Annotated in this window: 20 protein-coding genes; 5 read left to right on the top strand and 15 right to left on the bottom strand. The window is 68.9% G+C overall.

The genetic code is table 11. The features are described 5' to 3' along the window. The first annotated feature begins 17 nt into the window (after positions 1–17). A complete protein-coding gene (locus ACLB90_RS05820; protein WP_411852033.1) occupies positions 18–2045 on the top strand; it encodes a sodium-translocating pyrophosphatase in 2028 nt (675 codons plus the stop codon). On the opposite strand, the gene ACLB90_RS05825 is transcribed toward ACLB90_RS05820, so the two are convergent. From ACLB90_RS05825 to ACLB90_RS05845, 5 genes are read right to left on the bottom strand one after another with little or no spacing between them, the layout of a single operon-like run. Next, entirely contained in the window at positions 2046–2783 is a 738-nt protein-coding gene (locus tag ACLB90_RS05825; protein WP_411852034.1) for an energy transducer TonB, read from the bottom strand. Next, a complete protein-coding gene (gene exbD, locus ACLB90_RS05830; RefSeq protein WP_411852035.1) occupies positions 2780–3205 on the bottom strand; it encodes a TonB system transport protein ExbD in 426 nt (141 codons plus the stop codon). The genes ACLB90_RS05825 and exbD overlap by 4 nt, the downstream gene beginning before the upstream one ends. Positions 3206–3215: 10 nt before the next feature. Further along, entirely contained in the window at positions 3216–3944 is a 729-nt protein-coding gene (gene exbB, locus ACLB90_RS05835; protein WP_411852036.1) for a tonB-system energizer ExbB, read from the bottom strand. Then, positions 3928–4392 (bottom strand): YbaN family protein, encoded by a 465-nt coding sequence (locus ACLB90_RS05840; RefSeq protein ID WP_411852037.1) that lies wholly within the window; start codon positions 4390–4392, stop codon positions 3928–3930. The genes exbB and ACLB90_RS05840 overlap by 17 nt, the downstream gene beginning before the upstream one ends. A gap of 40 nt (positions 4393–4432) precedes the next feature. After that, on the bottom strand, positions 4433–5020 hold the full coding sequence (locus tag ACLB90_RS05845; protein ID WP_411852038.1) for a biliverdin-producing heme oxygenase: 588 nt from the start codon (positions 5018–5020) through the stop codon (positions 4433–4435). Between the two features lie 139 nt (positions 5021–5159). On the opposite strand from ACLB90_RS05845, the gene ACLB90_RS05850 reads away from it, so the two are divergent. Then, positions 5160–5417, top strand: coding sequence for a DUF2789 domain-containing protein (locus ACLB90_RS05850; RefSeq protein WP_411852039.1), 258 nt, complete (start codon positions 5160–5162; stop codon positions 5415–5417). A gap of 50 nt (positions 5418–5467) precedes the next feature. On the opposite strand, the gene ACLB90_RS05855 is transcribed toward ACLB90_RS05850, so the two are convergent. The 7 genes from ACLB90_RS05855 to ACLB90_RS05885 form a co-directional block, all read right to left on the bottom strand. Beyond that, a complete protein-coding gene (locus ACLB90_RS05855) occupies positions 5468–8386 on the bottom strand; it encodes a TonB-dependent receptor domain-containing protein (RefSeq protein WP_411852040.1) in 2919 nt (972 codons plus the stop codon). Between the two features lie 171 nt (positions 8387–8557). Next, positions 8558–9532 carry a FecR family protein gene (locus ACLB90_RS05860; RefSeq protein WP_411852041.1) on the bottom strand — a complete coding sequence of 325 codons (975 nt, stop codon included), beginning with the start codon at positions 9530–9532 and terminating at the stop codon, positions 8558–8560. Between the two features lie 112 nt (positions 9533–9644). Beyond that, entirely contained in the window at positions 9645–10145 is a 501-nt protein-coding gene (locus tag ACLB90_RS05865; RefSeq protein ID WP_411852042.1) for an RNA polymerase sigma factor, read from the bottom strand. A 136-nt stretch (positions 10146–10281) separates the two neighbouring features. Next, on the bottom strand, positions 10282–10953 hold the full coding sequence (locus ACLB90_RS05870) for a glutamine cyclotransferase (protein ID WP_411852043.1): 672 nt from the start codon (positions 10951–10953) through the stop codon (positions 10282–10284). A 42-nt stretch (positions 10954–10995) separates the two neighbouring features. Then, positions 10996–12216: a helix-turn-helix domain-containing protein gene (locus ACLB90_RS05875; RefSeq protein ID WP_411852044.1), complete on the bottom strand. Its 1221-nt coding sequence runs from the start codon at positions 12214–12216 to the stop codon at positions 10996–10998. A 50-nt stretch (positions 12217–12266) separates the two neighbouring features. After that, on the bottom strand, positions 12267–12758 hold the full coding sequence (locus ACLB90_RS05880) for a hypothetical protein (RefSeq protein ID WP_411852045.1): 492 nt from the start codon (positions 12756–12758) through the stop codon (positions 12267–12269). Between the two features lie 52 nt (positions 12759–12810). Next, entirely contained in the window at positions 12811–13329 is a 519-nt protein-coding gene (locus ACLB90_RS05885) for a hypothetical protein (protein WP_411852046.1), read from the bottom strand. A 186-nt stretch (positions 13330–13515) separates the two neighbouring features. Here ACLB90_RS05885 and ppa point away from each other — a divergent pair, with 186 nt between their 5' ends. Together ppa and ACLB90_RS05895 are read left to right on the top strand one after the other, a co-directional pair. Beyond that, positions 13516–14052, top strand: a complete 537-nt coding sequence (ppa, locus tag ACLB90_RS05890) for an inorganic diphosphatase (RefSeq protein ID WP_411852047.1) — start codon at positions 13516–13518, stop codon at positions 14050–14052. A 153-nt stretch (positions 14053–14205) separates the two neighbouring features. Beyond that, the gene (locus tag ACLB90_RS05895) at positions 14206–15324 is read left to right on the top strand and encodes an HDOD domain-containing protein (protein ID WP_136002946.1); all 1119 of its coding nucleotides are present in this window, start codon (positions 14206–14208) and stop codon (positions 15322–15324) included. 349 nt (positions 15325–15673) lie between these two features. On the opposite strand, the gene ACLB90_RS05900 is transcribed toward ACLB90_RS05895, so the two are convergent. The 3 genes from ACLB90_RS05900 to ACLB90_RS05910 form a co-directional block, all read right to left on the bottom strand. Then, the gene (locus ACLB90_RS05900) at positions 15674–18532 is read right to left on the bottom strand and encodes a TonB-dependent receptor domain-containing protein (protein WP_411852048.1); all 2859 of its coding nucleotides are present in this window, start codon (positions 18530–18532) and stop codon (positions 15674–15676) included. A gap of 47 nt (positions 18533–18579) precedes the next feature. After that, positions 18580–19482 carry a helix-turn-helix transcriptional regulator gene (locus tag ACLB90_RS05905; protein WP_411852049.1) on the bottom strand — a complete coding sequence of 301 codons (903 nt, stop codon included), beginning with the start codon at positions 19480–19482 and terminating at the stop codon, positions 18580–18582. 112 nt (positions 19483–19594) lie between these two features. Then, positions 19595–21946: a winged helix-turn-helix domain-containing protein gene (locus ACLB90_RS05910; RefSeq protein WP_411852050.1), complete on the bottom strand. Its 2352-nt coding sequence runs from the start codon at positions 21944–21946 to the stop codon at positions 19595–19597. On the opposite strand from ACLB90_RS05910, the gene ACLB90_RS05915 reads away from it, so the two are divergent. Then, positions 21861–22151 carry a hypothetical protein gene (locus ACLB90_RS05915; protein ID WP_411852809.1) on the top strand — a complete coding sequence of 97 codons (291 nt, stop codon included), beginning with the start codon at positions 21861–21863 and terminating at the stop codon, positions 22149–22151. The genes ACLB90_RS05910 and ACLB90_RS05915 overlap by 86 nt on opposite strands. Positions 22152–22166: the final 15 nt, after the last annotated feature.

Below are 22166 nucleotides of genomic sequence, written 5' to 3' on the forward strand. Positions count from 1 at the left end.
ATCACCCGGGAGGGGACATGCTGGAACGTTACGGGCTTACCCTGGCGCTGATCTGCGCCATCCTCGCGATTCTCTACGGCATCGTGTCGGCACGCTGGATCCTCCGGCAACCGGCTGGCAATGCCCGCATGCAGGAAATCGCCGCCGCCATCCAGGAAGGCGCGCGCGCCTATCTCAACCGCCAATACCTCACCATCGGCATCGCCGGCATCGTGCTGTTCGTGCTGGTCGGCTTCTTCCTCAGCTGGTATACCGCGATCGGCTTCGCGATCGGCGCGGTGCTGTCCGGTGCGGCCGGTTACATCGGCATGAACGTGTCGGTGCGGGCCAACGTGCGTACCGCCGAAGCGGCACGCAATGGTCTCGGCGCGGCGATGGACGTGGCGTTCCGCGGCGGCGCGATCACCGGCATGCTGGTGGTCGGGTTGGGGCTGCTCGGCGTGGCCGGCTATTACGCCCTGCTGCTGCGGCTGGGGCTGGATACCGCGCAGGCGCTGCACGCGCTGGTCGGGCTGGCGTTCGGTTCGTCGCTGATCTCGATCTTCGCGCGGCTCGGCGGCGGCATCTTCACCAAGGGCGCCGACGTCGGTGCCGATCTGGTGGGCAAGGTGGAAGCCGGCATCCCCGAGGACGACCCGCGCAATCCGGCGGTCATCGCCGACAACGTGGGCGACAACGTGGGCGACTGCGCCGGCATGGCCGCCGACCTGTTCGAGACCTATGCGGTGACGGTGATCGCCACCATGCTGCTGGGCAGCCTGATGATCGCCGAGGCCGGTCGCAACGCGATCCTGTACCCGCTGGTGCTGGGCGGCGTGTCGATCATCGCGTCGATCATCGGGGCGCTGTTCGTCAAGGTGAAGCCGGGCGGCTCGATCATGGGCGCGCTGTACAAGGGCGTGATCGTGTCGGCGGTGCTGGCCGCGATCGCGTTCTATCCGATCACCCTGCAGCTGATGCCGGACAACGCGCACGGCGCATTGAACCTGTACTTCTGCGCGCTGATCGGGCTGGTCCTGACCGGGTTGATCGTATGGATCACCGAGTACTACACCGGTACGCAGTACAAGCCGGTGCAGCATGTCGCGCAGGCCTCCACCACCGGCCACGGCACCAACATCATCGCCGGGCTCGGCGTATCGATGAAGTCGACCGCGCTGCCGGTGATCGCGGTGTGCGTGGCGATCTGGCTGGCGCACTACTTCGGCGGCCTGTACGGCATCGCCATCGCCGCCACCGCGATGCTGTCGATGGCCGGCATGATCGTGGCGCTGGATGCCTACGGGCCGATCACCGACAACGCCGGCGGCATCGCCGAGATGGCCGAGCTGCCACCGGAAATCCGCAGCATCACCGACCCGCTCGATGCGGTGGGCAACACCACCAAGGCGGTGACCAAGGGCTATGCGATCGGCTCGGCGGCGCTGGCGGCGCTGGTGCTGTTCGCCGACTACACGCACAACCTGCAGGCCGCCCATCCCGGCGAGGTGTTCGCCTTCGACCTGTCCGACCACACCGTGATCATCGGCCTGCTGATCGGCGGACTGATTCCGTATCTGTTCGGTGCGATGGCGATGGAAGCGGTCGGCCGTGCGGCCGGTGCGGTGGTGGAGGAAGTGCGCCGCCAGTTCCGCGACATTCCCGGGATCATGCAGGGCACCGGCAAGCCGCAGTACGACAAGGCGGTGGACATGCTGACCCGCTCGGCGATCCGCGAAATGATCGTTCCCTCGCTGTTGCCGGTCGCGGTGCCGGTGGTGGTCGGCCTGCTGCTCGGGCCGCGCGCGCTGGGGGGCCTGCTGATCGGTACGATCGTGACCGGCCTGTTCGTGGCGATTTCGATGACCACCGGCGGCGGCGCCTGGGACAACGCCAAGAAGTACATCGAGGATGGCCACTTCGGCGGCAAGGGCAGCGAAGCCCACAAGGCTGCGGTCACCGGCGATACCGTCGGCGATCCGTACAAGGACACCGCCGGCCCGGCGATCAATCCGCTGATCAAGATCATCAACATCGTGGCCCTGCTGCTCGTCCCCCTGCTGTAATCAGCGCCCGCGAAGGGAAAACGCCACCGGCACCATGACCTCCACCGGATCGCCGGGGAGGTCCGCCGGTGGCGGTGGCACCGGGTTGCCACGGCGCACGGTGTCCAGCGTCTCGGCATCCAGCAGCGCATGACCGCTGCTGGTGCCCAGTCGGATGTTGCTCGCATGCCCCTGCCTGTCCACCGAGAAGCGCACGTAGGCCACGCCCTGCTGGCGCAGACGTTCGGCCTGGCGCGGATAGCGCCGGTGCTGCTCCAGGTGACCCAGCAGCAGCCCCTGCCAGGTCACCTGCGCGGGACTGCGTTGACCGGACACGGTCTGCTGCCCGGCATAGCGCTGCGATGCCTGCGCCTGCACGTCCGGCGGGGCCAGCGTCTGGTCCACCTCGGCAAGGTCGGAGGGGTCCTCACGCTCGCGTGGTTTCTGCGGCTGCGGTGCCTGGCTGAGCGCGGCGTCCGGGTCGGACGGCAGCACCAGCCGTGGCGGCGGTGTCGGGGTGGGCTGCGGGCGGTGCTGCTCCTGCTGTGCCGGCCCCGGTGGAATCTCGGTGGCCGGCGCCGGCGGCGCTTCGGCGGTGGCTGCCAGCTCGATCGCGATCGCCTCCGGCGGCAGCGCGAGGGGCGGCGCTGCGGTCCGCGCGTGCCACCACACCACCGTACCGATCGCCGCCGCATACAGCGCCACCACGATGCCCAGGCTGGCCGCCCAGGGCACCTGCGCCTCGTCGCGCAGGCTCATGGCGCCGTCTGTTCCAGGCCAACCAGCGCCACCTTGGTGTAGCCGGCGCTGCGCAGCGCGTTGAGCGCCTGCATCAACGCGTCATACGGCACGCCCTTGTCGGCGCGCACGAAGATGCGCTGCGCCGGCGTGCCGTCGCCGGCCCGGTCCAGGGCCGCCTTCAGCGCCCCGGCGTCCACCGCCGTGTCGTTGACGGTCCAGCGCAGGTCGGCCTGCACGGTCAGGTACACCGGCTCGCTGTCGCGTGGCTGCGGGCGTGCGTTGCTGGCCGGCAGGTCCACCGGCAGATCCACCGTCGCCAGCGGTGCGGCCACCATGAAGATGATCAGCAGCACCAGCATGACGTCGATGAACGGGGTGACGTTGATCGCGTGGGTTTCTTCCAGCGTGTCCTCGTCGTGGCGGGCGGTACGCAGGGCCATGCGGGCCGCCTCAGCGCGCCGCCACGGCGATGCCGCGGCGGTCGAGGTCGCGCGACACCAGCTGCTGCACGGCTGCGGAGACATCGCCCGCCAGCGCACGCAGCCCGGCCAGCACCCGCGCGAAGTGGTTGTAGATCACCACGGCGGGAATCGCCGCCACCAGGCCGAGCGCCGTGGCCAGCAGCGCCTCGGCGATGCCCGGGGCCACCACCGCCAGATTGGTGGTGTTGGCATCGGCGATACCGATGAAGCTGTTCATGATGCCCCACACGGTGCCGAACAGCCCCACGAACGGGGCGATCGCGCCAATGCTCGCGAGCACCCCCACGCCGCTGCGCATGTCCCGTGCATAGGCCAGTTCGATACGTTCCAGCCGCGAGCCGATGCGCTCCTTGATGCCGGCCGCATCGGCGCCGTCGCCGGACAGGCGCAGCTCGGTGCGCGCGCCATCGAGCAGCGCATGCGCCACGCCCTGCCCCAGCACCGCGCCGGCAGCGCCGTCAGCGGCCGGCAGGTGTGCCGCGTCGAGCAGCAGGGCCCGCGCGGCACGCAACCCGCGCGACTGCCGCGACAGCGCCCAGCCCTTGGCCAGCAGCACCGTCCAGGTGGCCACCGATGCGGCCGCCAGGGCCAGCATCACCGCCTTGACCACCGTATCGGCCGCCAGGTACATGCCCCACGGCGTGAGGTCGTGCGACAGCGCCGCGGCAGCGGCGGGAACATCAACAGGAAGCGTCATCGTCTGGATCTTTGTAGGGAGAAGGTGCATCGGTGGCGCGCGCATCCTGCGCGGCGGCGACCGGGGGAACCGACAGGGGGGCGGCATCCAGCCGAGGGGCCGGGCGCGACAGGACATAGGCCGCGCTGGCAGCGAAGAACAGCCCCACGCCCAGCAGCAGCCGCCAGGACGGCTGGGCGCCCCAGCAGAACAGCGCGAAGCCCAGTGCCATGCCGCCGGCCGCGAACGCCTTGCCCTTGCTGCTCACCGCGCCCTGCTCGCGCCACAGCCGCAGTGCCGGGCCATAGCGCGGGTGATCGAGCAGCCGCCGCTCGAAGCGCGGGGAGCTGCGCGCGAAACAGCCGACCGCCAGGATCAGGAAGATGGTGGTGGGCATCACCGGCAGCAGCGCGCCGATCACCCCCAGCGCCACCATCAGCCATCCCAGGCAGAACCAGAGCCAGCGCATCAGGCCTGCCCGGCACGGCCCCGCACGGCGCGCGCGCGGCTCATGCGAATTCCAGCTCGACGTGGCCATGCACGCTGCGGAAGGCGGCATCGGCGGCATCGATGACCTGCTGTTCCTGCGCATCGTCCAGGGTCACGCCATCCAGTGCAGCGGTGAACTCGCGCCAGTGGCGCGCAGCTCCGTCCGGATGGGCGGCCAGGTGACGCGCGCCGAAACCGGCGTCCAGCCCGAGCTTGGCGGCCATTTTGTACAGGATGGTGCCGCCGAGGTTGGAGCCTTCGGCCACGTACAGCCAACCGAGCGCGGCCGGCAGCGGCAGGTCCGGGTCCAGGCGCATCGGTACCGGGCCCGGCAGGGTCTGTTCCAGGTCGCCGAGGTCACGCGCGATCAGCGGCAGGCGGCGGCGGGTGTCGAGGTCGGGCAGCAGCGCGTCCAGCGCGATGTTGGCGTACAGCGCGTCGATATCGCGGTGGAAGCGGTACTGCACACGCAGGAAGCGGGCGAACTGCGCACGGCTGGCGAAGATGTCGCCGGCCATGATGCGTTTGTCCAGGGCACCGTGGCTGTCGCGGGTGGCCGCTTTCAGGCGTTGGCTGCGGGTGGCGAGAAGAAGGTCGGTGGCGATCATGGGGCTCGGCGTGTACGGGGTCCCTGCTTGGACGACTGGTACGATCGCTTCCCCAACCCCGATTGTCGCGGGCATCGCGATGACGGCTTCACCGGCGTGCGTCGATACTGGGGACCACGCACTTCGCCAAGGCTTTTCGATGATCACCACCGAACCCCGCATGACCAATCTTTTCCTGCAGCTGGGCCTGGACGCCAGCCCGGCGGCGATCGCCGCGTTCATCGGCGGCCACCAGCTGCCGACCGAGGTCGCCCTGGTCGATGCGCCGTTCTGGAACGACGGCCAGCGCCAGTTCCTCGCCGAGCAGCTCAAGTCCGATGCCGACTGGGCCATCGTCGTCGATGAGCTGGGCGAGGCCCTGCACGAACAGGCGGTCAAGCGCGCCACCGGCCTCTGAGCCGGTGACGCGATGGGGCCGGCCGTGGCCGGCCCCTGTCCTGCACGGACTCAGTAGCGGTAGGTCAGCGCCAGCCGCACGGTGCGGCCCGGGGCCGGCATGATGCCCAGCGCCAGCGGGTCCAGGTAGTAACGGTCGGTCAGGTTGTCCACGTTGACGTCCACCGCCAGCTGCTCGGTGGCACGCCAGCTGGCGAACAGATCCACCAGCGTGTTGGGACGGTACAGCTGCTGGATGGCCGACAGGCCCACGTTCCATTCCTTGTCCAGCTTGCTGATCGGGCCGGCGTTGTGGATCACGCGCGTACCGAAGGTCAGCCGTTCGTCGAACAGGCGCGAACCCAACGTCATGTTGACCGTATAGCGCGGCGGGTTCTGGGTATTGCTGTAGGAGCCTTCGAAGCCGCCATCAACGCAGTCCGGCGTGTTCTTCAGTTCCTCGATCCTGCGCTGCACCCCGTAGGCACGACGCTCGGCGGCGATGTCCGGGGCGCAGGTCTTGGCCTGGAAGTAATAGTGCGCCGACAGATCGGCAAACACCTTGCCGGCATCGTAGTTGGACTGGAACTCCATGCCCGAGACCTTGAAGCGGTCGATGTTGCGGATGTAGCCGGCCGACAGGGTGCGGTAATCGCGGGTGATCAGGTCGTCGATGCGGGTATCGAAGTAGGCCAGCTTGAACGCCGCACGGTCGCCGTCAACGAACAGGTCGTGCTGCACGGTGCTCGCGCCCACTTCCCAGGTGCCGGCACGCTCGGGCTTGAGCTCGCCGACCGGCTTGGCCGCGGTGAACAGGCCCAGCGTGGACTCGAACAGGCTCGGCAGCTTCACGCCTTCGGCATACTTCACGTACACCATCGTGTCTTCGGTGAAGCGGTAGGCCACGCTGGCCGACGGCATGAACGCGCTGTCGCGGCGACGGATCGGCTTGGACCAGGTCCAGCTGACCGGCACGCTCAGGTCCTCGGCATCGTCGGCGTCGTAGAAGTTCCAGCCGGCGATGTCCGCCACCGTGCCCTGCTTGTACGGCGATGCCAGCAGCGAGGCCTGGGTGAACTGGCCGTTGGCATCCGGATACCAGTTCAGCATCGCGATGCGCGTGGCCCGCCACGACGGCAGGTTCGGGTTGCCGTTGAGCAGCTGCGTGTAGCGGTACTGGCCGATCACGCCGTAGGTTTCCGGCGTGGCCAGGCGGTTGCGGTCATGCACGTCCACGCGGTTGTAGCGCCCGCCCAGCATCAGCTCCCAGTGCTCGTCCGGTTCCCACTTCACCGATGCCACGGCGCTGTATTCCTTGCGGCCGGCATTGCGCAGGAAACGGTTGTTGATCAGATCATCGTGCATGATCGGCGCGTTGCGGCCCGGGCCGACGTCCTCATCGCTGTAGGACAGGCCGTAGTTGAGCGTGAACAGCCCCGCATCGTTGGTCAGGAGCGTGGTGTTGCCCACGTCCAGGCCCAGCCGCTTCTGCTGCATGCTGTTGCGGTAGGCGCTCTTGTAGCCCGGGTCGGTGTTGAAGGTCGGGCCGTCGTACCACTCGGTGCGGCGGTCGAAGTACCACGGCGTGATGCCGGTCAGGCCGTTGTACATCAGGCTGTGCGCGTCGGTGTACCAGAGGTTGGCCTTCAGATCGACCAGGTCGTTGTCCGGATTGAAACGGTACCGCAGGTTGTACGCGTCCAGGTCGATGCGGCCCGGTTCCCACTGCGGCACGCGGTCGCGGTCCACGCGGATGATCTGCGAGGCCATGATCTCGCCCTGCTCGCCTTCATAGCGGCGGTAGCCGCCTTCCAGCGTCTGGTTCTCGTCGATGCGCCAGGTGCCCTTGAGCAGGAACGACTCGGATTCGGACGAGGTGTTGAACACCTCGGTGCGCGGCGGATTCAGCGGCGCCAACGTGCGGCGGGTCTGCGGAAAGTCGTCGTAGCCGTGCTTGCCCGCGAAGTAGTTGCCCTGGTCGCGGCGCGCATAGGCGGCCACCAGGTCGACGCTGTCCCAGTGCCTGGCACCGGCGATGTTGAAGAACTGGCTGCCGGTGGCGTTGCGGTCGGTACGCGGCACGCCGCTGTAGGCCGGCACGTTGTTGGCGCTGTTGTTGGCCAGGCCGCCGCGGATGCGCACGCCGCTGTCGCGGCCCTCGCGCAGCACGTCGCCGACCTTCAGTGTTTCCATCTCCACCAGGCCGCCGATGCCGCCGGACGCGTTCACGCCCAGGCTCGGGCCCTTGGTGATGGTCAGGCTGGAGATCAGGTCCGGGTCCAGGTAGGTGCGCTGGGACTGGCCGGCGTAGCCACGGTAGGTGTCCATCGTCGACTGGCCGCCATCGATGACCACCGGAATGCGGCTCTGCCCCTGGATGCCGCGGATGTTGAGGTCCAGTGCGTTGGCCGTGCGCGGGTCGCCTGCCGTGACACCGGCCACGCCCTTGACGATGTCTGCCGTGGACGTGCCGCGGAAGCGCTCGATGGTCGCGCGCGGGACGTACACGCTGGAACCGGCGGTGCGGTAGGCATCCAGCGTGTGGTCGCCGCCGCTGCCGTCGGTGTCGGTGCGGTCGCCGGCCACGCGCAGGGCGTCGGTGACGATGACGCCGTCTTCGCGTGCGGTGGTCGCGCTCCGCTCCAGCGTTACCGCGTCCGGGCCGACCCGGCGCATCACAAGGCCACTGCCCTGCAGCAGGCGGGCCAGTGCCGAGGACGCATCCAGTTCACCGCTCACCGCGGTAGAGGTGACGCCGTTGGCCAACGCGGCCGGATAGGCGACCTGCATGCCGGACTGGCGCATGAAGCTGCGCAGTGCCTCGCCCAGCGGCTGGGCCGGAATGTCGAAGCGGTGCGTGGCGGCGGCCGCATCACCAGCGGACTGGGCCAGTGCCGGCAGTGCGGTGAGGGATGCCAGGCCGGCGGCCAGCAGGGCGACGCACAGACGGGACGGACGCGGGCGAAGACCCGGACGGGAGGAAGTACGCATGAAGGAACCTGTCGGAATGCAATGCCACGAAGGCGGATGACCCGCGCAAGGTGCGGGCACGGCGGACGTACGTGGCGGCGGCGGGTACGTTCGGGGTGTTAGACGCGCGGCGCGGCGCCAGCCCCAAGGGAAAATGCAGGACGGATCGGATCGGCCTGGCGCGGTGTGCGGTCAGTCCGGCGTCGGCGCCGCGCCGGCACGCACGATCGCCACGCCCAGCGGCAGGCGGGTCACGCGCAGACCGGCTGTGCCTGCCAGCGCATCCAGCGCCTGCTCGGGCCGATCGATGTGGAACGCCGCGCTCACCGCCGGCAGGTGCGATACATCGCCCCGCACGAAGGTCGGGCCGGACCGGTAACGCCCGATGCCGGCGACGGCGTCGCGCACGTTGACCGCGTCCAGCAGCAGTTCGCCCTGGCGCCACGGGGCGATGCGGTCCAGCGCGATGTCCGCCCCGCGCTCGACGCGACCGTCGCGCACGAACGTCGCGCGCTGCCCCGCCTGCAGATAGGTCCAGCCGCCGCCCTCGCGGGCTGCCACGCGCACCCGTCCCTGTTCGACCCGGGCTTCCACGCCCGCGCGCGCGGTGTCGACCACGAACGCGGTGGAGATGTCTTCGACCACCCCACCCTGCGCGTTCACCAGAAAACGCCGCTGCGGATCCGGCGCCACCTCGAACCACGCCCGCCCGCGCAACAGGTCGATCGTGCGGGTGCTGCCATCGAAGCGGACCGCGATCGCCGAATCGGCGTCGAGTACCGCGCGGCTGCCATCGGGCAGCGCCACGGTTTCGGTGGCGGTGCCGGTGCGGTGGTCCGAGCGCAGCTGCAACCAGGCTTCCGGCGCGCACCAGGCCAGCGCCAGCACGGCCGCGGCGGCCACGCCCAGACGCAGCCCACGGGAACGGCGCGGTGCGCGCGTCGCGAGCGGTGCCGTTGCCGCGGGACGCGGGCCAACGCTGCGCCAGAGCTGGCGCTCGTACTCGAACGCGCGGCGGTGGCCCGGCTCGGCAAGCCAATCCTCGAAGGCCTGCATGCGCACAGGATCGTCAGCCGCCCCCGAGGCCAACCACGTGATCCAGGCGCGCGCCTGCTCCGCCACGGGCGCGGGCGGGGAAAACGGCGGGGTGGGCTGCTGCGGGCTCATGGCTGGCGGTCTGCGCGATCGGGGGCGGATGAAGCGACGACACCGTCGGGCATCATCAGGAACAAGACGAACGGGGGCGGTGCGTCCCCAAGACAGGGTACAGGCCCCGGTGTCAGCGCCCGGCGCGGGCCCAGGCAAGACGCTGCAGCGCCGTGCGTACATGGTTCTCCACAGTCGTCACCGAGACCCCCTGCCGGCGCGCCACATCGGCCTGGGTCATGCCCTGCAACCGATGCAGGCGGAAGATGGTGCGGGTTGGCTCGGGCAGGTGCTCGGCGGCCTGCAGCACCCGCTGCAGTTCGTCCTGGGCCATCGCCTGCTCTTCGGTGGACAGCACCTCATCGGGCCCCCACAGATAGTGCTCGGCCAGCAGGCGGGTACGACGGGTCCGCTCGCGCCCGTGGTCGGTGGCCAGGTTGGTGGCCAACCGGTAGAGGTAGGCGCGCGGGTTGTCGATCTGCTGCGCGCTGTCCACACCGCGCGCCTTGAACCAGACGGACTGGATCACGTCTTCGGCGGTCGCGTCACTGCCCAGAATGCGCTGCACCAGGCGCAGCAGCGCCGGGCGTTCGCGGATCAGCAGCTCGGTGAGGGTGGAGGCGTTGGTGGACATGGCGGCGGACGCGGCAACGATCGGACGGCAGGGGCATGGCAGCCACCGGCCGCCATGAGGCGCGGCATGTTACTCCGCAAATGAGAATGAGTCACGTTTGTGGCGGGCCGCCCGATCGCTGCCCGCCCGCCCCGCCTCAGCTGCGACCGGGCACCCGCACCGCGCGCACCACCCCGGTATTGCCGCCACCGCAGTAGAAGCGCCCGGCGCCGTCCCATTCCAGCCCGCTGACCTCCTTGCCAGCCGGCATGTCCAGACGCTCAAGCACCGCGCCGGTCGCCGGATCGACCCGCCGCAGATCGCTGCGGCCATCTTCCCAGGTGCCATGCCACAGCGCATCGTCCACCCAGGTAACCCCGGTGACGAAGCGGTCCGACGGGATCGTGCGCAGGATCGCCCCGGTGTGCGGGTCGATCTGGTGGATGCGGCGTTCGCGGTACTGCCCCACCCACAGGCTGCCCTCGGCCCAGGCCATGCCCGAATCGGTGCCATCGCCGGGGGCGGGAATGGAGCCGAGCACGGTACCGGTCGCCGGGTCGATGCGGTCGATGCGCGCGCCGGCGATCTGATACAGGTGGGTGCCGTCGAACGCGGTGCCGGCATCGCAGGTCAGCGGCCACTGCTGGACCGCCGCGCCGGTGGCAGGATCGAAGGCGACCAGCGCTTCGCCGGTGGCCGCCCAGACATGCCGCCCGTCATGGCTCACGCCGTTGATGGTGGACGCGCCGGCAAACGGCCCGTATTCGGCCAGTACCTCAGCCACGGGAACGGCCTGCATGTCAGAGGACAGCGGGATGTGCGTGTTCATGGTGTTCTCCTGGCCCGCACGGGAGGGGGCCTGACCACGACCCTAGTCAATCGGCAGCGTGGCAGGGAGTAACAAGATCGTCGTGAATCCGGTCAACGGCGGCGCCAGCCAGCGCTGCGTGCGGCCCTGCCCGACCGCCCGCACGCGGCCGGCGCCCTCCAGCTCCGCCAGGGCGCGCTGCACGCTGCGCTGGCTGGTGCCCAGCGCCAGCGCCAGCGCCGAACTGGCCCAACCCGCCCCGTCGGAGAGCAGCGCCAACAGGGCATCCTGCGCATCGTCGCGCGGTGGTGCCAGCACCACCACCTCCCGCCCCGCGGCCGGCAGCAGCACGAAGCCGGCCGCCGTTGCATCCACGCGTGCGCACGGCTGCAACAGCGCGCGCAACCTGCCGATCTCCACGCGCAACCGCGCGCGGTGGGTGTCATCGGGATGGCGCATGCCGAACGCGCGGCCGATGAGCGCATCACGCCCGGCATCGCCCGGCCACGCCTCGGCCAGCGCCCGCAGCAGCGCGAACAGCACCGGCCGGCGTGCCAGCGAGCGGCCCGTCGCACCGGCGCGCACCCCGCGCCGGCACGCATCCACCACCAGCGCATCGGCGTCCCACAACGCTGCTACGCCGTCGAGGGTCAACGCCTGCCACTGGCCGCCGCGCCGGCAGCGCGCGGCCGGCGTGTCTAGGGTCTGCCATGCGCGTTCGACCTCGCCCTGCAAGGCCGCGATGCGCGCATGCGCGGCCGCTTCGCCGGCGCGCTGAAGGGCCGCGCGTGCCGCTGCGACCTGAAGCGTGCGCAGCGCCACCTCGGCGTGGGTCAGCTCGGCCATCGCGGCCAGCGGGGCCGGCAAGGGCTGCCCGGCCAGGTGGTCCAGCGCGGCGCGTGCATCGGCCAACCGCCCCAGCAGCACCTCGCGCCGCGCCAGCACCAGCCAGGCCTGCAGTGCGTTGGCGCTGTCGCCGCGCGCCGCCAGCGTGGCGGCCGCCGCGCGCAGCGGCCGCGACGATCCGCCGAGCTCGCGCAGGGCCAGCGCCACCTCCGCATCGGCCACCACGCAACGGGCCTGCGCCAGCGCTTCCTGCGGACCGAACGCGCGTGCGGCCCGTTGCAGCAGCTCGCGCGCCCGGGGCCAGTCCTGCAACTGCGCCAGCGCGACGCCGCGCAATGCTAGCGCGGGCGGATCCTCGCGCAGGGCCACGTGCTTTAGGGCGACCAGCGCGTCCCCGGTGGCGAGGGCACGCGCGGCAGCGGCGATCAGCGAGTCCATGCCAACAGGCTACCTGCCCCGGGTTCGGGCGCCTACCGGACGCCACCGGCTCAGCGCAGGCAGTCGCCCAGCGCCTCGAAAATCGACATGTCGGCCCCGGGCAGCCGGCGGAAGATCGCCTTGGGGCCTTCCAGCGCGGCAAAGAAGGTCGCCACCGACGTACCCGGCGGAATGGGCAGGCGGCACAACCAGGTGGGCTGATGCGCCTGGATGACGCCGGTGGCCCGATCCACGTCCAGTTCGCTGGCGGCGAATGCCCAGCGGCAGTCGCTGACCGTGCCGGTGCTGACCGCCACCGAGCAGCGCAGCTGAAAGGCTTCGTAATCGCTGTAGGCCCCCTCGCAGAAGGTGTCGGCACAGACATCGTCAAAGCCGGCCGCCAACCGCCGGTGCAGATCGTGGAAGGCCTCCAGGTTCGCCTGGGTGCCGGGGTAGTCGATCAGGTCGACGTGCGGCGGCGTGGTGGCGGTTGGCGCAGCCGTTGCGGTCGCCAGCACAGACGACAGCAACAGGGGCGTGAGCAGCAGGGATGGGGTGAACATCGAACGACTCCATGTGTGGCGACGCCGGGGACAGGGCCTCGCAGGGCAGGCATCACGGCAGGCAGTCCCGCAGGAACTCGACCATCGAGCGCCCGCTGCCTGGCAGGGGATTGAACAGGTGGCCGGAGCTGTCGGGCTGCCAGTCCATCGCGGCCAGGAACGTGGACACCGGCAGCCGGCGCGGCAGCGGCAGCGGGCAGATCCAGTGCAGCACCTCGGTCCGCACGGCGCCGCTGCCCGGGTCGATAGCGTCCCGACTGGCGGACACCGGGAAGCGGCAGTGGCGCAGCGTGTCGTCGCGGGTGTCCACCACGCAGACCAGCCGCAGCGGGCGGTAGTTGCCGTACGCGCCCCTGCAGAAGAAGTCCTCGCAGAGGTCGTTGAATTCCTGCACCAGCCAGCGGTTGAGCTCGTGGTAGGCGGTGTCGTCGGCGGATTCGCCGGGCCCGACCCGTGCGGCCAGGTCGATGAAGCGCGGGCCGGCCGCCTGCACGGGCACGGCAAGGCACAGCCCGACCAGCAGGGCGATGCAGCTGCGGGGCCGGGAAACGCGGAAGCAGGCAGTGGCCATCGGGGTCTCCAGCGGGAATGGCCCTACCCTGCGCCTTCCGCCCTGCCCCGCCGATAAGCCCGCCCCGCACGCCAGCGTCGGAATGCCCCGCCACGTCGGGTGGGTACCGCCCGATCTGCACGCGGCCCGCCAAAGGCATAAAATAGGGGGCTGTACGCCAACATCCCCCTCTCGGAGCACACCTCAATGGGTCTGGAACTCGTCTCGCCCGGCAAGAACCCGCCGGAAGAAATCAACGTCATCATCGAGATCCCGAAGGACTCGGAGCCGGTGAAGTACGAAGTGGACAAGGAAACCGGCGCGATCTTCGTCGACCGCATCCTGTCCACCCCGATGCGCTACCCCTGCAACTACGGCTACGTGCCGAGCACCCTGTGCGGCGACGGCGATCCGGCCGACGTGCTGGTCGTGCTGCCGCTGCCGCTGGTGCCGGGTTCGGTGGTGCGTTGCCGTCCGGTCGGCGTGCTCAAGATGAGCGATGAAGCCGGCAGCGACGAGAAGATCCTGGCCGTGCCGATCGCGAAGATCTTCAGCGGCTACGCCCATGTCGAGGACATCGAGCAGGTGTCCAGCCACTGGCTGGAGCGCATCGGCCACTTCTTCGAGCACTACAAGGATCTGGAGAAGGGCAAGTGGGTCAAGCTGGATGGCTGGGGCGGCGCCGCCGAAGCCAAGCAGATCCTGGTCGATGCCCACCAGCGTTACCTCAACGGCAACGCCTGAGGCTGAACGACATCGCTCCGGCTCCTGCAGCCGGAGCGATGTGCATCACGTTTTTTGAATGCGGCACATCACTATTTGTGTCGGATTGGGTACATTGCGTCTCTTCACACCGTCCACGGTGCGCTTCACCGTGGTCAGCCAGGGGACAGTGTCGTGCGCATTCTGCTTGTTGGGGACCAGGCCAGCCTGTCGGCTGAGCTGCTGGAATTCATTGCCGATCTTGGGGAAGAGTGGCAACCGTTGACCGCTGCGGATGGCCAGGGCGCGATGAGCATCGTGGCCGGCTCGCCCGTGGATGCGGTGATTGTCTGCCCGGTTCTGCCGGACCTCACCGCGACCACGCTGCTGGGGCAGATCCGTACGCTTCGCCCGGAAACCATCCGTATCGCGCTGGTGGAAGCCAGCGTGGGCACCCGGCCACCGCCGGCCCGCCTGATCGGGGTGGCGCACCGCTTCCTGCCGATGCCGCTGGCACCGGAAGTGCTGCTGGAAGCCCTGACCAGCCTGGAAGAACTGCGCGAGTTGCTCGACAGCGAACGCCTGCGCAGCGCCATCGGCCGGATCGAGAAGCTGCCCTCGCCGCCGCATCTGTACCTGAGCCTGACCCAGGCGCTGGAACACGATGACGACACCGACACCGCCGACGTGGCCAAGCTGGTCGCCGCCGACCCGGCGATTGCGGCCAAGGTGCTGCAGCTGTCCAACTCGGCCTTCTTCAACAGCGGCCGGATCATCTCCGACCTGCGCACCGCGGTGACCCGGCTGGGGTTGTCGACGCTGCGCGACCTGGTCCTGGCCAGCGAAGTGTTCTCGGCGCAGCCGCTGTCCGGCGCCGAACGCAACTCGCTGCAGCAGCGCGCGCTGCTGGCCTCGCGCCTGGCCGCCAAGCTGCTGCCCGATTCCAGCGCCGAGCTGGGCGCCACGGCCGCGCTGCTGGCCGACATCGGCCTGCTGCTGCCGGGCGTGCGCAACGAACGGGTGGACGCGGCCGACGGCGACGACCGCCCGGGCCACGCCGAGGCCGGTGCCTACCTGCTCGGTCTGTGGGGCCTGCCGATGCCGATCATCGAGGCGGTGGCCTTCCACCTGCAGCCACAGCGCTCCAACACCCGCAGCTTCTGGGTGACCGGTGCGGTGCACGTGGCACTGGCGCTGATCAACGGCGATCCGGTCGACGAGGAGTACCTGCAGCGCGCAGGCGTGCTCAACAAGCTGCCGCAGTGGCGCGATCATGCCAATGCCCTGATGGGCCTGGTTGCCGCCGACGCCTGACGCGTCGCCACGCCCAGGCACCCCGATGGCGCGTCCGCAAGGGCGCGCTTTTTTTTTCCGCGGCGCATTCATGGCTGCCGCGGGTGTTTCCCGCGCATACCGCATGCCGAGCCCCGGTGCGGTGCGCAGGCTCCTGGGCAACGTAAAGGAGGAGGTCGCCGCCACGCGGCGGCCGGGGGACAGTTGCCCAGGGGCCTGCGCACCGCACCGGGGCCCCTGCGCTCGCGACAGCGCCAAGCGGAGACGCTGCCCGGTGCCCAGAGCGCGGCGCCCCGTGCCATGCAAAAAAAAAGAAAGAGGGCGGACCTTGCGGTCCGCCCTCCTTGTGCTGCACCAGTGCGTCGATGGATCAGAAGCGCTGGGTGTACTTCAGGTAGTAGAAGCGACCGATGTCGAAGCCGCCGTAGTAGGCGAAGCTCGAGTTCGGCTGGCTGTACATCAGCGGACCTTCGTGGTTGAACACGTTGTTCGCGCCGGCCGACACGGTGGCATTCCACGGGGTCGTGTAACGCACCTGCAGGTCGTGGAAGGTGTTCGAACCGGTGTTGCGCACCGGGATCGCCAGCGTGTAGTCCGACGAGTACGACGGGTTGTTGCACTCCGGACCGCCATCGCGATCGTAGGAGCACTCTTCCTTCAGGCCGGAGTAGTAACGCACGCCCCAGTTGACGCCGAAGTTGCCGTAGCTCCAATCGACGTTCAGGTTCGAACGCACGCGGAAGTTGGCACCCCAGTCGCCGGTGCCCCAGCCGTTGTGCTGCTCGACGGCGGTTTCGGCTTCGTTGTCGCGCTTGTACTCGAGGTAGTCCACATAGGTGGTCTTCCAGTCGATGACGAAGTTGCCGATCGCCAGTTCCGGCAGACGGTAACGGACGCCCAGGTCGTAACCTGCGGTTTCCTGGTAGCCGGCGTTGATCAGGCTGCGGGTCACATCGACCACCTGGCCCGAATCCGCATCGCGGGTGACGCGGCCACAGGCGTTGGCGTTGTTCAGCACGTAGCACTGGTTGAGGATCGAGGTGACCGACTCCGCCGCGATGACGTTGTCGATGCGGATCTTCCACCAGTCCAGGCTGACGTCCAGGCCCTGCACGAAGTTCGGGCTGTAGACCAGGCCGAGCGTCCAGGTCTTGGAGGTTTCCGGCAGCAGTGCGTCATTGGAACCGGACAGGTACGCGTAGTTCGACTGCGAGCCGGGGCCGGTCGCATCGATGCCGCCCGACGCTTCCTGACGGAAGTTGGCCGGCACCACGCCGCCGCAGCGGGCAGCCACGTCGGGGTTGCGCACAGCCGCACCGAACATGGTGTCGCACGGGTCGGTGTACTTGTCGAAGGTCTGCGAGGTGCCGCCGTACAGGTCGGCCACGGTCGGCGCACGGAAGCCCGTGGCGTAGGTGCCGCGCACCAGCAGGTCGTCGGTCGGCTTCCACTTCAGGCCGAACTTGCTGTTCACGGTGTCGCCGAAGGTGTTGTAGTCCGAGTAACGGCCGGCCATATCAACCGACAGTTCCTTGGCGAACGGCAGATCGGCGAGGATCGGCACGTTCAGTTCCAGGTAGAACTCGTCCAGCTTGTAACCACCGGCGGTCGGCGCACCGGCCAGGTCGGTGCTCAGGCCCGACTGCAGCAGCGCATCCGGGGTGTACTCGGCGTCTTCTTCGCGGTGCTCGTAACCGGCGGCGAAGGACAGGTCGCCGGCCGGCAGGGCCACGATGGCGCCGCTCAGGTTGGCGCTGTAGACCTTGCTGGTGGTGACCGAGGTGTCGTGGGTCGGCAGGAACAGGTACTTCTGCAGATCCGGGTTCGACAGCGAACCGTCCGCGGTGGAGCCGTACGGCAGCAGCGGGTTCCACGGGGTGCAGCCGGCAATCGGTGCCGCTGCGGTGCCGCACTGGGCCACACCGTTCGCATCGAGGTACGACGGGCCAACGGCATTGCGCACGTTCGGAATGAACAGGTTGCCGGTGCCGGTCTTGACGCCCTTGTTGCGGTTGTAGACGTAGCCCACATCCCAGTCGAAGTACTTGTCGGCGAACTCGAACGAGCCTTCCAGACCGCCGCTGAAGCGGAAGGTGTTCAGCTCGGACTTGGTCTGACGCGGCACTTCCCAGGTACGACGCATGAAGTCGACGTCGGTATCCAGCGGGTTGAAGACGCTGTTGGCCGACATCGCGGTGTCGTACGCGCCGGAACGGTACGGGTAGCCGGCGATCTGCTGCAGCGCTTCGCGTTCGGTGTACAGGACGCTGGCGGTACCGCGGATGTTGTCGGTGAAATCGAACTGGCCGTTGGTGAACACCGAACGACGCTTGATGCCGGTCGACAGGAACATCTGCTGCGACGGGTTGGACAGGTCGTCGTTGGTCAGCGCGTGGTAGTCACCGAAGTCGCTCGAGTCGCCACCCGGGTTGAGCACGTAGTTGCCACCCGGCGTGACCAGCACGCCCTTCTCGGTGATCGCGCTCCAGCCGTTGCTGTCGTCGGCGGTCGGGGTCGGGTGACGGTAGCCGTTGGCGTAGGCGCTGAAGCGACGGTCCTTGGCAAGCACCGGCTCTTCTTCGCTGTACTCGGCGCCGAAGGTGACCGAACCGCGTTCACCGGTCTGGCCGTAAACGAAGTTGTAGGTGGTCTTGTCGCCGTCGCCCTGGCCGTACTGGCCCTTGTAGACGCTGGCTTCGAGGCCGTCGAAGTTCTTGCGGGTGATGATGTTGATCACGCCGGCGATGGCATCCGAACCGTAGATCGCCGAAGCGCCGTCGGTCAGGACTTCAATGCGCTCCACGACCGAGGTCGGGATCGAAGCGAGATCGGTGTAGCCGCCCGAGCTGACGCCCATGCGCTTGCCGTCCAGCAGCACCAGGGTGCGCTCCGGGCCAAGGTTGCGCAGGTTGACGTACTGGCCGCCCACTTCTTCGCCCGAGGACAGCGCGTCGGCGCGGCTGATCGCCGGGGAGCCGGTGGCGGACAGGTTCTGGACGATGTCGGCAACGCTGGTGAAGCCCTGCTTCTCGATGTCGGCGCGCTGCAGCGCGATCACCGGCTGGGCGGTTTCCATGCTGGCCTGGCGGATGCGCGAGCCGGTGACCGAGATGCGGTCAAGGTCGGTCGTGCCACCCGCTTCCTGCGCCGATGCAAAGGTCGGCGTCAGGGCAAGCGCAATGCCGGCGGGCAGAAGGCCCAGCCGCACTGCGGGAGTACGAAAATTCATTTATCTCTCCAAGGTACGTTAGTAGCGTGTTAAAACGCCTCGGAAAGTTACGATTGCGTTGCAGCGATTTTTTTGCGTGAGACAACCGATGACTTTGCCGATTCTGGCGGCAAGGTCGCAAGCGCTTCGCGGTAGCGTGACGCAGACTGCCCGTAACGGGCGCGGAAGGCCCGTGCGAAGCTGCAGCAGTTGTCAAATCCGCTGGCGGCCGCCACTTCACCGACCATCATGTCGGTATCGCGCAGCAGATCGGCCGCTCGCTCCAGACGCAGACGCGCCGACAGCGACTGCGGACTTTCTTCGTACAGGCTCTGGAAGGTCTTGGACAGATACCAGCTGGAGAAGTTGGTCAGCTCGGCCAGTTCGCCGATGCGCACCACGCGGTGGCTGTTGCCTTCCAGGTACAGGCGCGCGCGCTGCATGCGCCCGAACACCTGGCGCTTGCGCGAACGTGAACGTCCCGGGCAGCGCTGCACACCGGTTGCCATGCCGTGCTGGAGGGAGGCCAGGTGCAGCAGCACCGGGCGCAGCGCCTGCGCGGGCTGGCCGCTGGCCAGCGCATCGCGCCAGAGCCGCAACGCCACCCGCACTTCGCTGCGGCTCATGCTGCCGCGACCGGCGTAGAGGCCGCAGTCGGCCAGCTCGCCGAGCGCGCGCAGCGCTTCCGGCGCCAGGCTCAGGCCGATGCACAGGCCATCGCGACCGGCCTGCACCATCGGCCGCGATTCCTTCTCGAAGGCGATCCACTCGCGCTGGCGCAGGCGGAAGCGCCCTTCCTTGGATTCGACCCAGGCGCTGCCGCGCAGCTGCATCCACACCGTGAAGGTATTGCCGGCGGTCTGCAGGCTGCCCAGCCGTGCGACGCCAAGGCAGGTCGGCAGCGGGCCGTCGTCGACGATCTTGTCCAGGGAGAGCGATTGACCGCGATCGGCCAAGGAGAGCTGACGCATGACTGCACCGGAGTTTGCCTTGATTGGCCAGCAGTTTTGCCAAGTCGGGCGGCGTTCTCAGGAAGTCCAGCCGAGATTCATCCGAATTCGCGACGACGTTGTCACGAAGAAATCACGAAGGGTCATTTCCCTTTAAAAACAGCAGCCTGGAGAACGCGGGGAACAGCGAGGTGGTCTGCTCCGGGAGCGCCATCACCCCGATATCGGCACCGTCGGCCACCGCCAGGGCGACAAAAACGGCCGTGCCGTCGGCCGTGGCGCTGAAGCCGTTGCCGGCACTCAGGCGCGCACCGTCCAGGCAGTGTTCCACGCCGGCATTGCCCGCACTCAGGCGCGCGAACAGCGTCGCGCAGCCGCGGCTGCTGGACAGGTAATCGATACTGCCGTTGCCGGCCACGCTCCAGGTCCGGTAGCGCCAGCGCGTGGGCCGGTCTTCGCTGACCTGCCGGATGCTGGCCGGCGTCAGCCGCGCATCGGCCGACCACAGCCCGCCCGCCGAGAGCCGGGTGAACAGCACGCGCCCGCCACTGCGGTCGTAACGGGCCTGCGAGACGCCCTCGATGCTGCCGAGCAGACGCCAATCCGCATCACTGCGGTCGTACAGCAGCAGGCGCATCCGCTCCTGGCCGTCGCGCTCGATCACCAGCACATGCTGGTCGTCCTCGCCGTACAGCGCCTGCAGCGGTTGGCCGACCGGCAACGACAGGCGCAGGGCCTGCTCATCGCGCGGGGTCACCTCGTAGACCGAGGGGTTGCCGTGATCGTCGCGACCCAGCACCAGCAGGCGCTGGCTGTCACCAGACCAGTCCGGCGCCTGGCGGGCCTCCGGCCGCAGGCCTTCGATCGGGCGCAGCGAATCGGGCCGTGCCATATCGGCCCACCAGAGTGCGAAGCTGCCGGAACGGTCCGAGGAAAACACCAGCTGGCGGCCATCCGGGGACACCATCGGTTGCCCATCGCGGCCACCGGAGGCGAACAGCCGCTCGGGCGTGCCCGGGCCAGCCGCGCCGACCGGCACGCGGAACACCCCGAACTGGGCACGCCGATGCACGAACGCCAGCATCTCGTTGTTGCGCGACAGCGCCGGCGTCTGCGCGTCGTCCAGGCCGACATCCTTCAGCTGCCGGCTGCGCGTATCCAGTTCGTACAGGCGCGACTCGCTGTCCACGCGACGGCCGAACACGATGTGGCGGCTGTCGCCACGCCAGCTCCAGCCGCGGATCTCGGCCGAGTCGTCGGTCAGCTGCTCGGGCGTACCGCCAGTGGCCGGCATCCGCCACAGGTCGCCGACCTGCGGGTTGCGCACGAACGCGATCCAGCGGCCGTCCGGCGAATACCGCGGCGCGTAGTCGAAGTCGTCTTCGCCGGTGTCGTAGGCCAGCGCGGTCCAGCGGCCGCTGGCGATATCCAGCACGCGGATGCCACGGTGCGCATGCGTGCCGGAGAACGCGCCGAAGATCAGGCCGCGGCCGTCGGGCGTCCAGTCGAAACTGAGCAGTTCGGTGCCATCGCAGCGGGTCACGTGGCGCACGGCGCCGCCGGTGGCGCTGGCGATGAGCACTTCGCAGCTGCCTTCCGCGCCGAAGCGTGCGAAGGCGATATCGCGCCCGTTGGGCGACCAGCTGGGAAAACGGTCCGACTGCCCCGCCGGCGTCTCGATCAACGCGCGCGCCGGGGCGTTGCCCGAGGTCTGCACTTTGATGGTGCTGCCCTCGCGCACCCCGGTGTCGGCCTCATACGCCACCTGGGAACCGTCAGGCGACAGCGTGGGATAGGTTTCGAAGCCTGCGGTGGCGGTGATCAGGCGATAGGGCCGCTGTGGGCTGCCGGTGATGCGCGTGCCGTCCTCGACGGCGGCATCCAGTGCCGACGTGGGCGGCTCGCGCTGCACCAGCAACGCCGCCATGACCAGCAGCGCCACCAGCATCGCGATGCCGACGGCCAGCAGCACGTAGCGGCGCACGCGGCGGCGGCGCGGTGCGCGCGGCGGGACGACCGGCGCAGCGCCCGTTCCAACCGCATCGGCAACGGCATCGGCATCGGCCGCGACGGTCGGCGGCGGCACGGCACCGCTGTCGTCCCCCTCCACTGAAGGGGGCAGCGACGGGGTGTCGGCCACGCTCACCGGCACGAGCAGGCGATAGCCGGTCTTGGCGATGGTTTCGATGTAGGCGGTGCCGGCGTCGTCGTCGCTGGCGAAGGCCTTGCGCAGCTGCGTCACCGCCTGGGTGAGCACATCGTTGGTCGGCAGCGTATCCGGCCAGACCTCGGCAAACAGTTCATCACGGGTGACCACCGCGCCCGGCGCGCGCATGAGCGCCTTGAGCACACCCAGTGCCTTGGGAGTGAGGCGTCGCGGCCGACGGGCGCCTGCCACCATGACTTCCCGCGAAGAGAGAATGACGGTGCAGTCGCCGATCTTCATCACGTCGGCGGAAGGTGGCTCACTTTCGTTGGTGATCATTCCAGGTGACACAGGTGAATGCCGGCTCGACGGCAGCGTTGCATTCATCTTCAACAGAAAAGATCGAACGAACCGCCAGATTCCGCACAAGGCATCAGCGCAAACAGCAAAAAAACCGAAGCGCGCGAATACTAGCCTATGCCGGTTAACCGCGCCTACGCGCGTGGCCGACAACAGGCTCTCTCTCGCCGATGAATTCACATAAATTGATTCACCATTC

Source organism: Stenotrophomonas sp. LGBM10, from assembly GCF_046736075.1.
Taxonomy (GTDB): Bacteria; Pseudomonadota; Gammaproteobacteria; order Xanthomonadales; family Xanthomonadaceae; genus Stenotrophomonas.

Excerpts from the sequence above, each read along its gene's own strand:
- ACLB90_RS05860 (WP_411852041.1), bottom strand. The coding sequence starts at position 9,532 with ATGAGCCCGCAGCAGCCCACCCCGCCGTTTTCCCCGCCCGCGCCCGTG.
- ACLB90_RS05905 (WP_411852049.1), bottom strand. The coding sequence starts at position 19,482 with ATGCGTCAGCTCTCCTTGGCCGATCGCGGTCAATCGCTCTCCCTGGAC.
- ACLB90_RS05915 (WP_411852809.1), top strand. The coding sequence starts at position 21,861 with ATGACTTCCCGCGAAGAGAGAATGACGGTGCAGTCGCCGATCTTCATC.
- exbD (WP_411852035.1), bottom strand. The coding sequence starts at position 3,205 with ATGGCCCTGCGTACCGCCCGCCACGACGAGGACACGCTGGAAGAAACC.
- ppa (WP_411852047.1), top strand. The coding sequence starts at position 13,516 with ATGGGTCTGGAACTCGTCTCGCCCGGCAAGAACCCGCCGGAAGAAATC.
- ACLB90_RS05875 (WP_411852044.1), bottom strand. The coding sequence starts at position 12,216 with ATGGACTCGCTGATCGCCGCTGCCGCGCGTGCCCTCGCCACCGGGGAC.
- ACLB90_RS05855 (WP_411852040.1), bottom strand. The coding sequence starts at position 8,386 with ATGCGTACTTCCTCCCGTCCGGGTCTTCGCCCGCGTCCGTCCCGTCTG.
- exbB (WP_411852036.1), bottom strand. The coding sequence starts at position 3,944 with ATGACGCTTCCTGTTGATGTTCCCGCCGCTGCCGCGGCGCTGTCGCAC.
- ACLB90_RS05820 (WP_411852033.1), top strand. The coding sequence starts at position 18 with ATGCTGGAACGTTACGGGCTTACCCTGGCGCTGATCTGCGCCATCCTC.
- ACLB90_RS05840 (WP_411852037.1), bottom strand. The coding sequence starts at position 4,392 with ATGCGCTGGCTCTGGTTCTGCCTGGGATGGCTGATGGTGGCGCTGGGG.
- ACLB90_RS05885 (WP_411852046.1), bottom strand. The coding sequence starts at position 13,329 with ATGGCCACTGCCTGCTTCCGCGTTTCCCGGCCCCGCAGCTGCATCGCC.
- ACLB90_RS05845 (WP_411852038.1), bottom strand. The coding sequence starts at position 5,020 with ATGATCGCCACCGACCTTCTTCTCGCCACCCGCAGCCAACGCCTGAAA.
- ACLB90_RS05865 (WP_411852042.1), bottom strand. The coding sequence starts at position 10,145 with ATGTCCACCAACGCCTCCACCCTCACCGAGCTGCTGATCCGCGAACGC.
- ACLB90_RS05850 (WP_411852039.1), top strand. The coding sequence starts at position 5,160 with ATGATCACCACCGAACCCCGCATGACCAATCTTTTCCTGCAGCTGGGC.
- ACLB90_RS05880 (WP_411852045.1), bottom strand. The coding sequence starts at position 12,758 with ATGTTCACCCCATCCCTGCTGCTCACGCCCCTGTTGCTGTCGTCTGTG.
- ACLB90_RS05870 (WP_411852043.1), bottom strand. The coding sequence starts at position 10,953 with ATGAACACGCACATCCCGCTGTCCTCTGACATGCAGGCCGTTCCCGTG.
- ACLB90_RS05910 (WP_411852050.1), bottom strand. The coding sequence starts at position 21,946 with ATGATCACCAACGAAAGTGAGCCACCTTCCGCCGACGTGATGAAGATC.
- ACLB90_RS05825 (WP_411852034.1), bottom strand. The coding sequence starts at position 2,783 with ATGAGCCTGCGCGACGAGGCGCAGGTGCCCTGGGCGGCCAGCCTGGGC.
- ACLB90_RS05900 (WP_411852048.1), bottom strand. The coding sequence starts at position 18,532 with ATGAATTTTCGTACTCCCGCAGTGCGGCTGGGCCTTCTGCCCGCCGGC.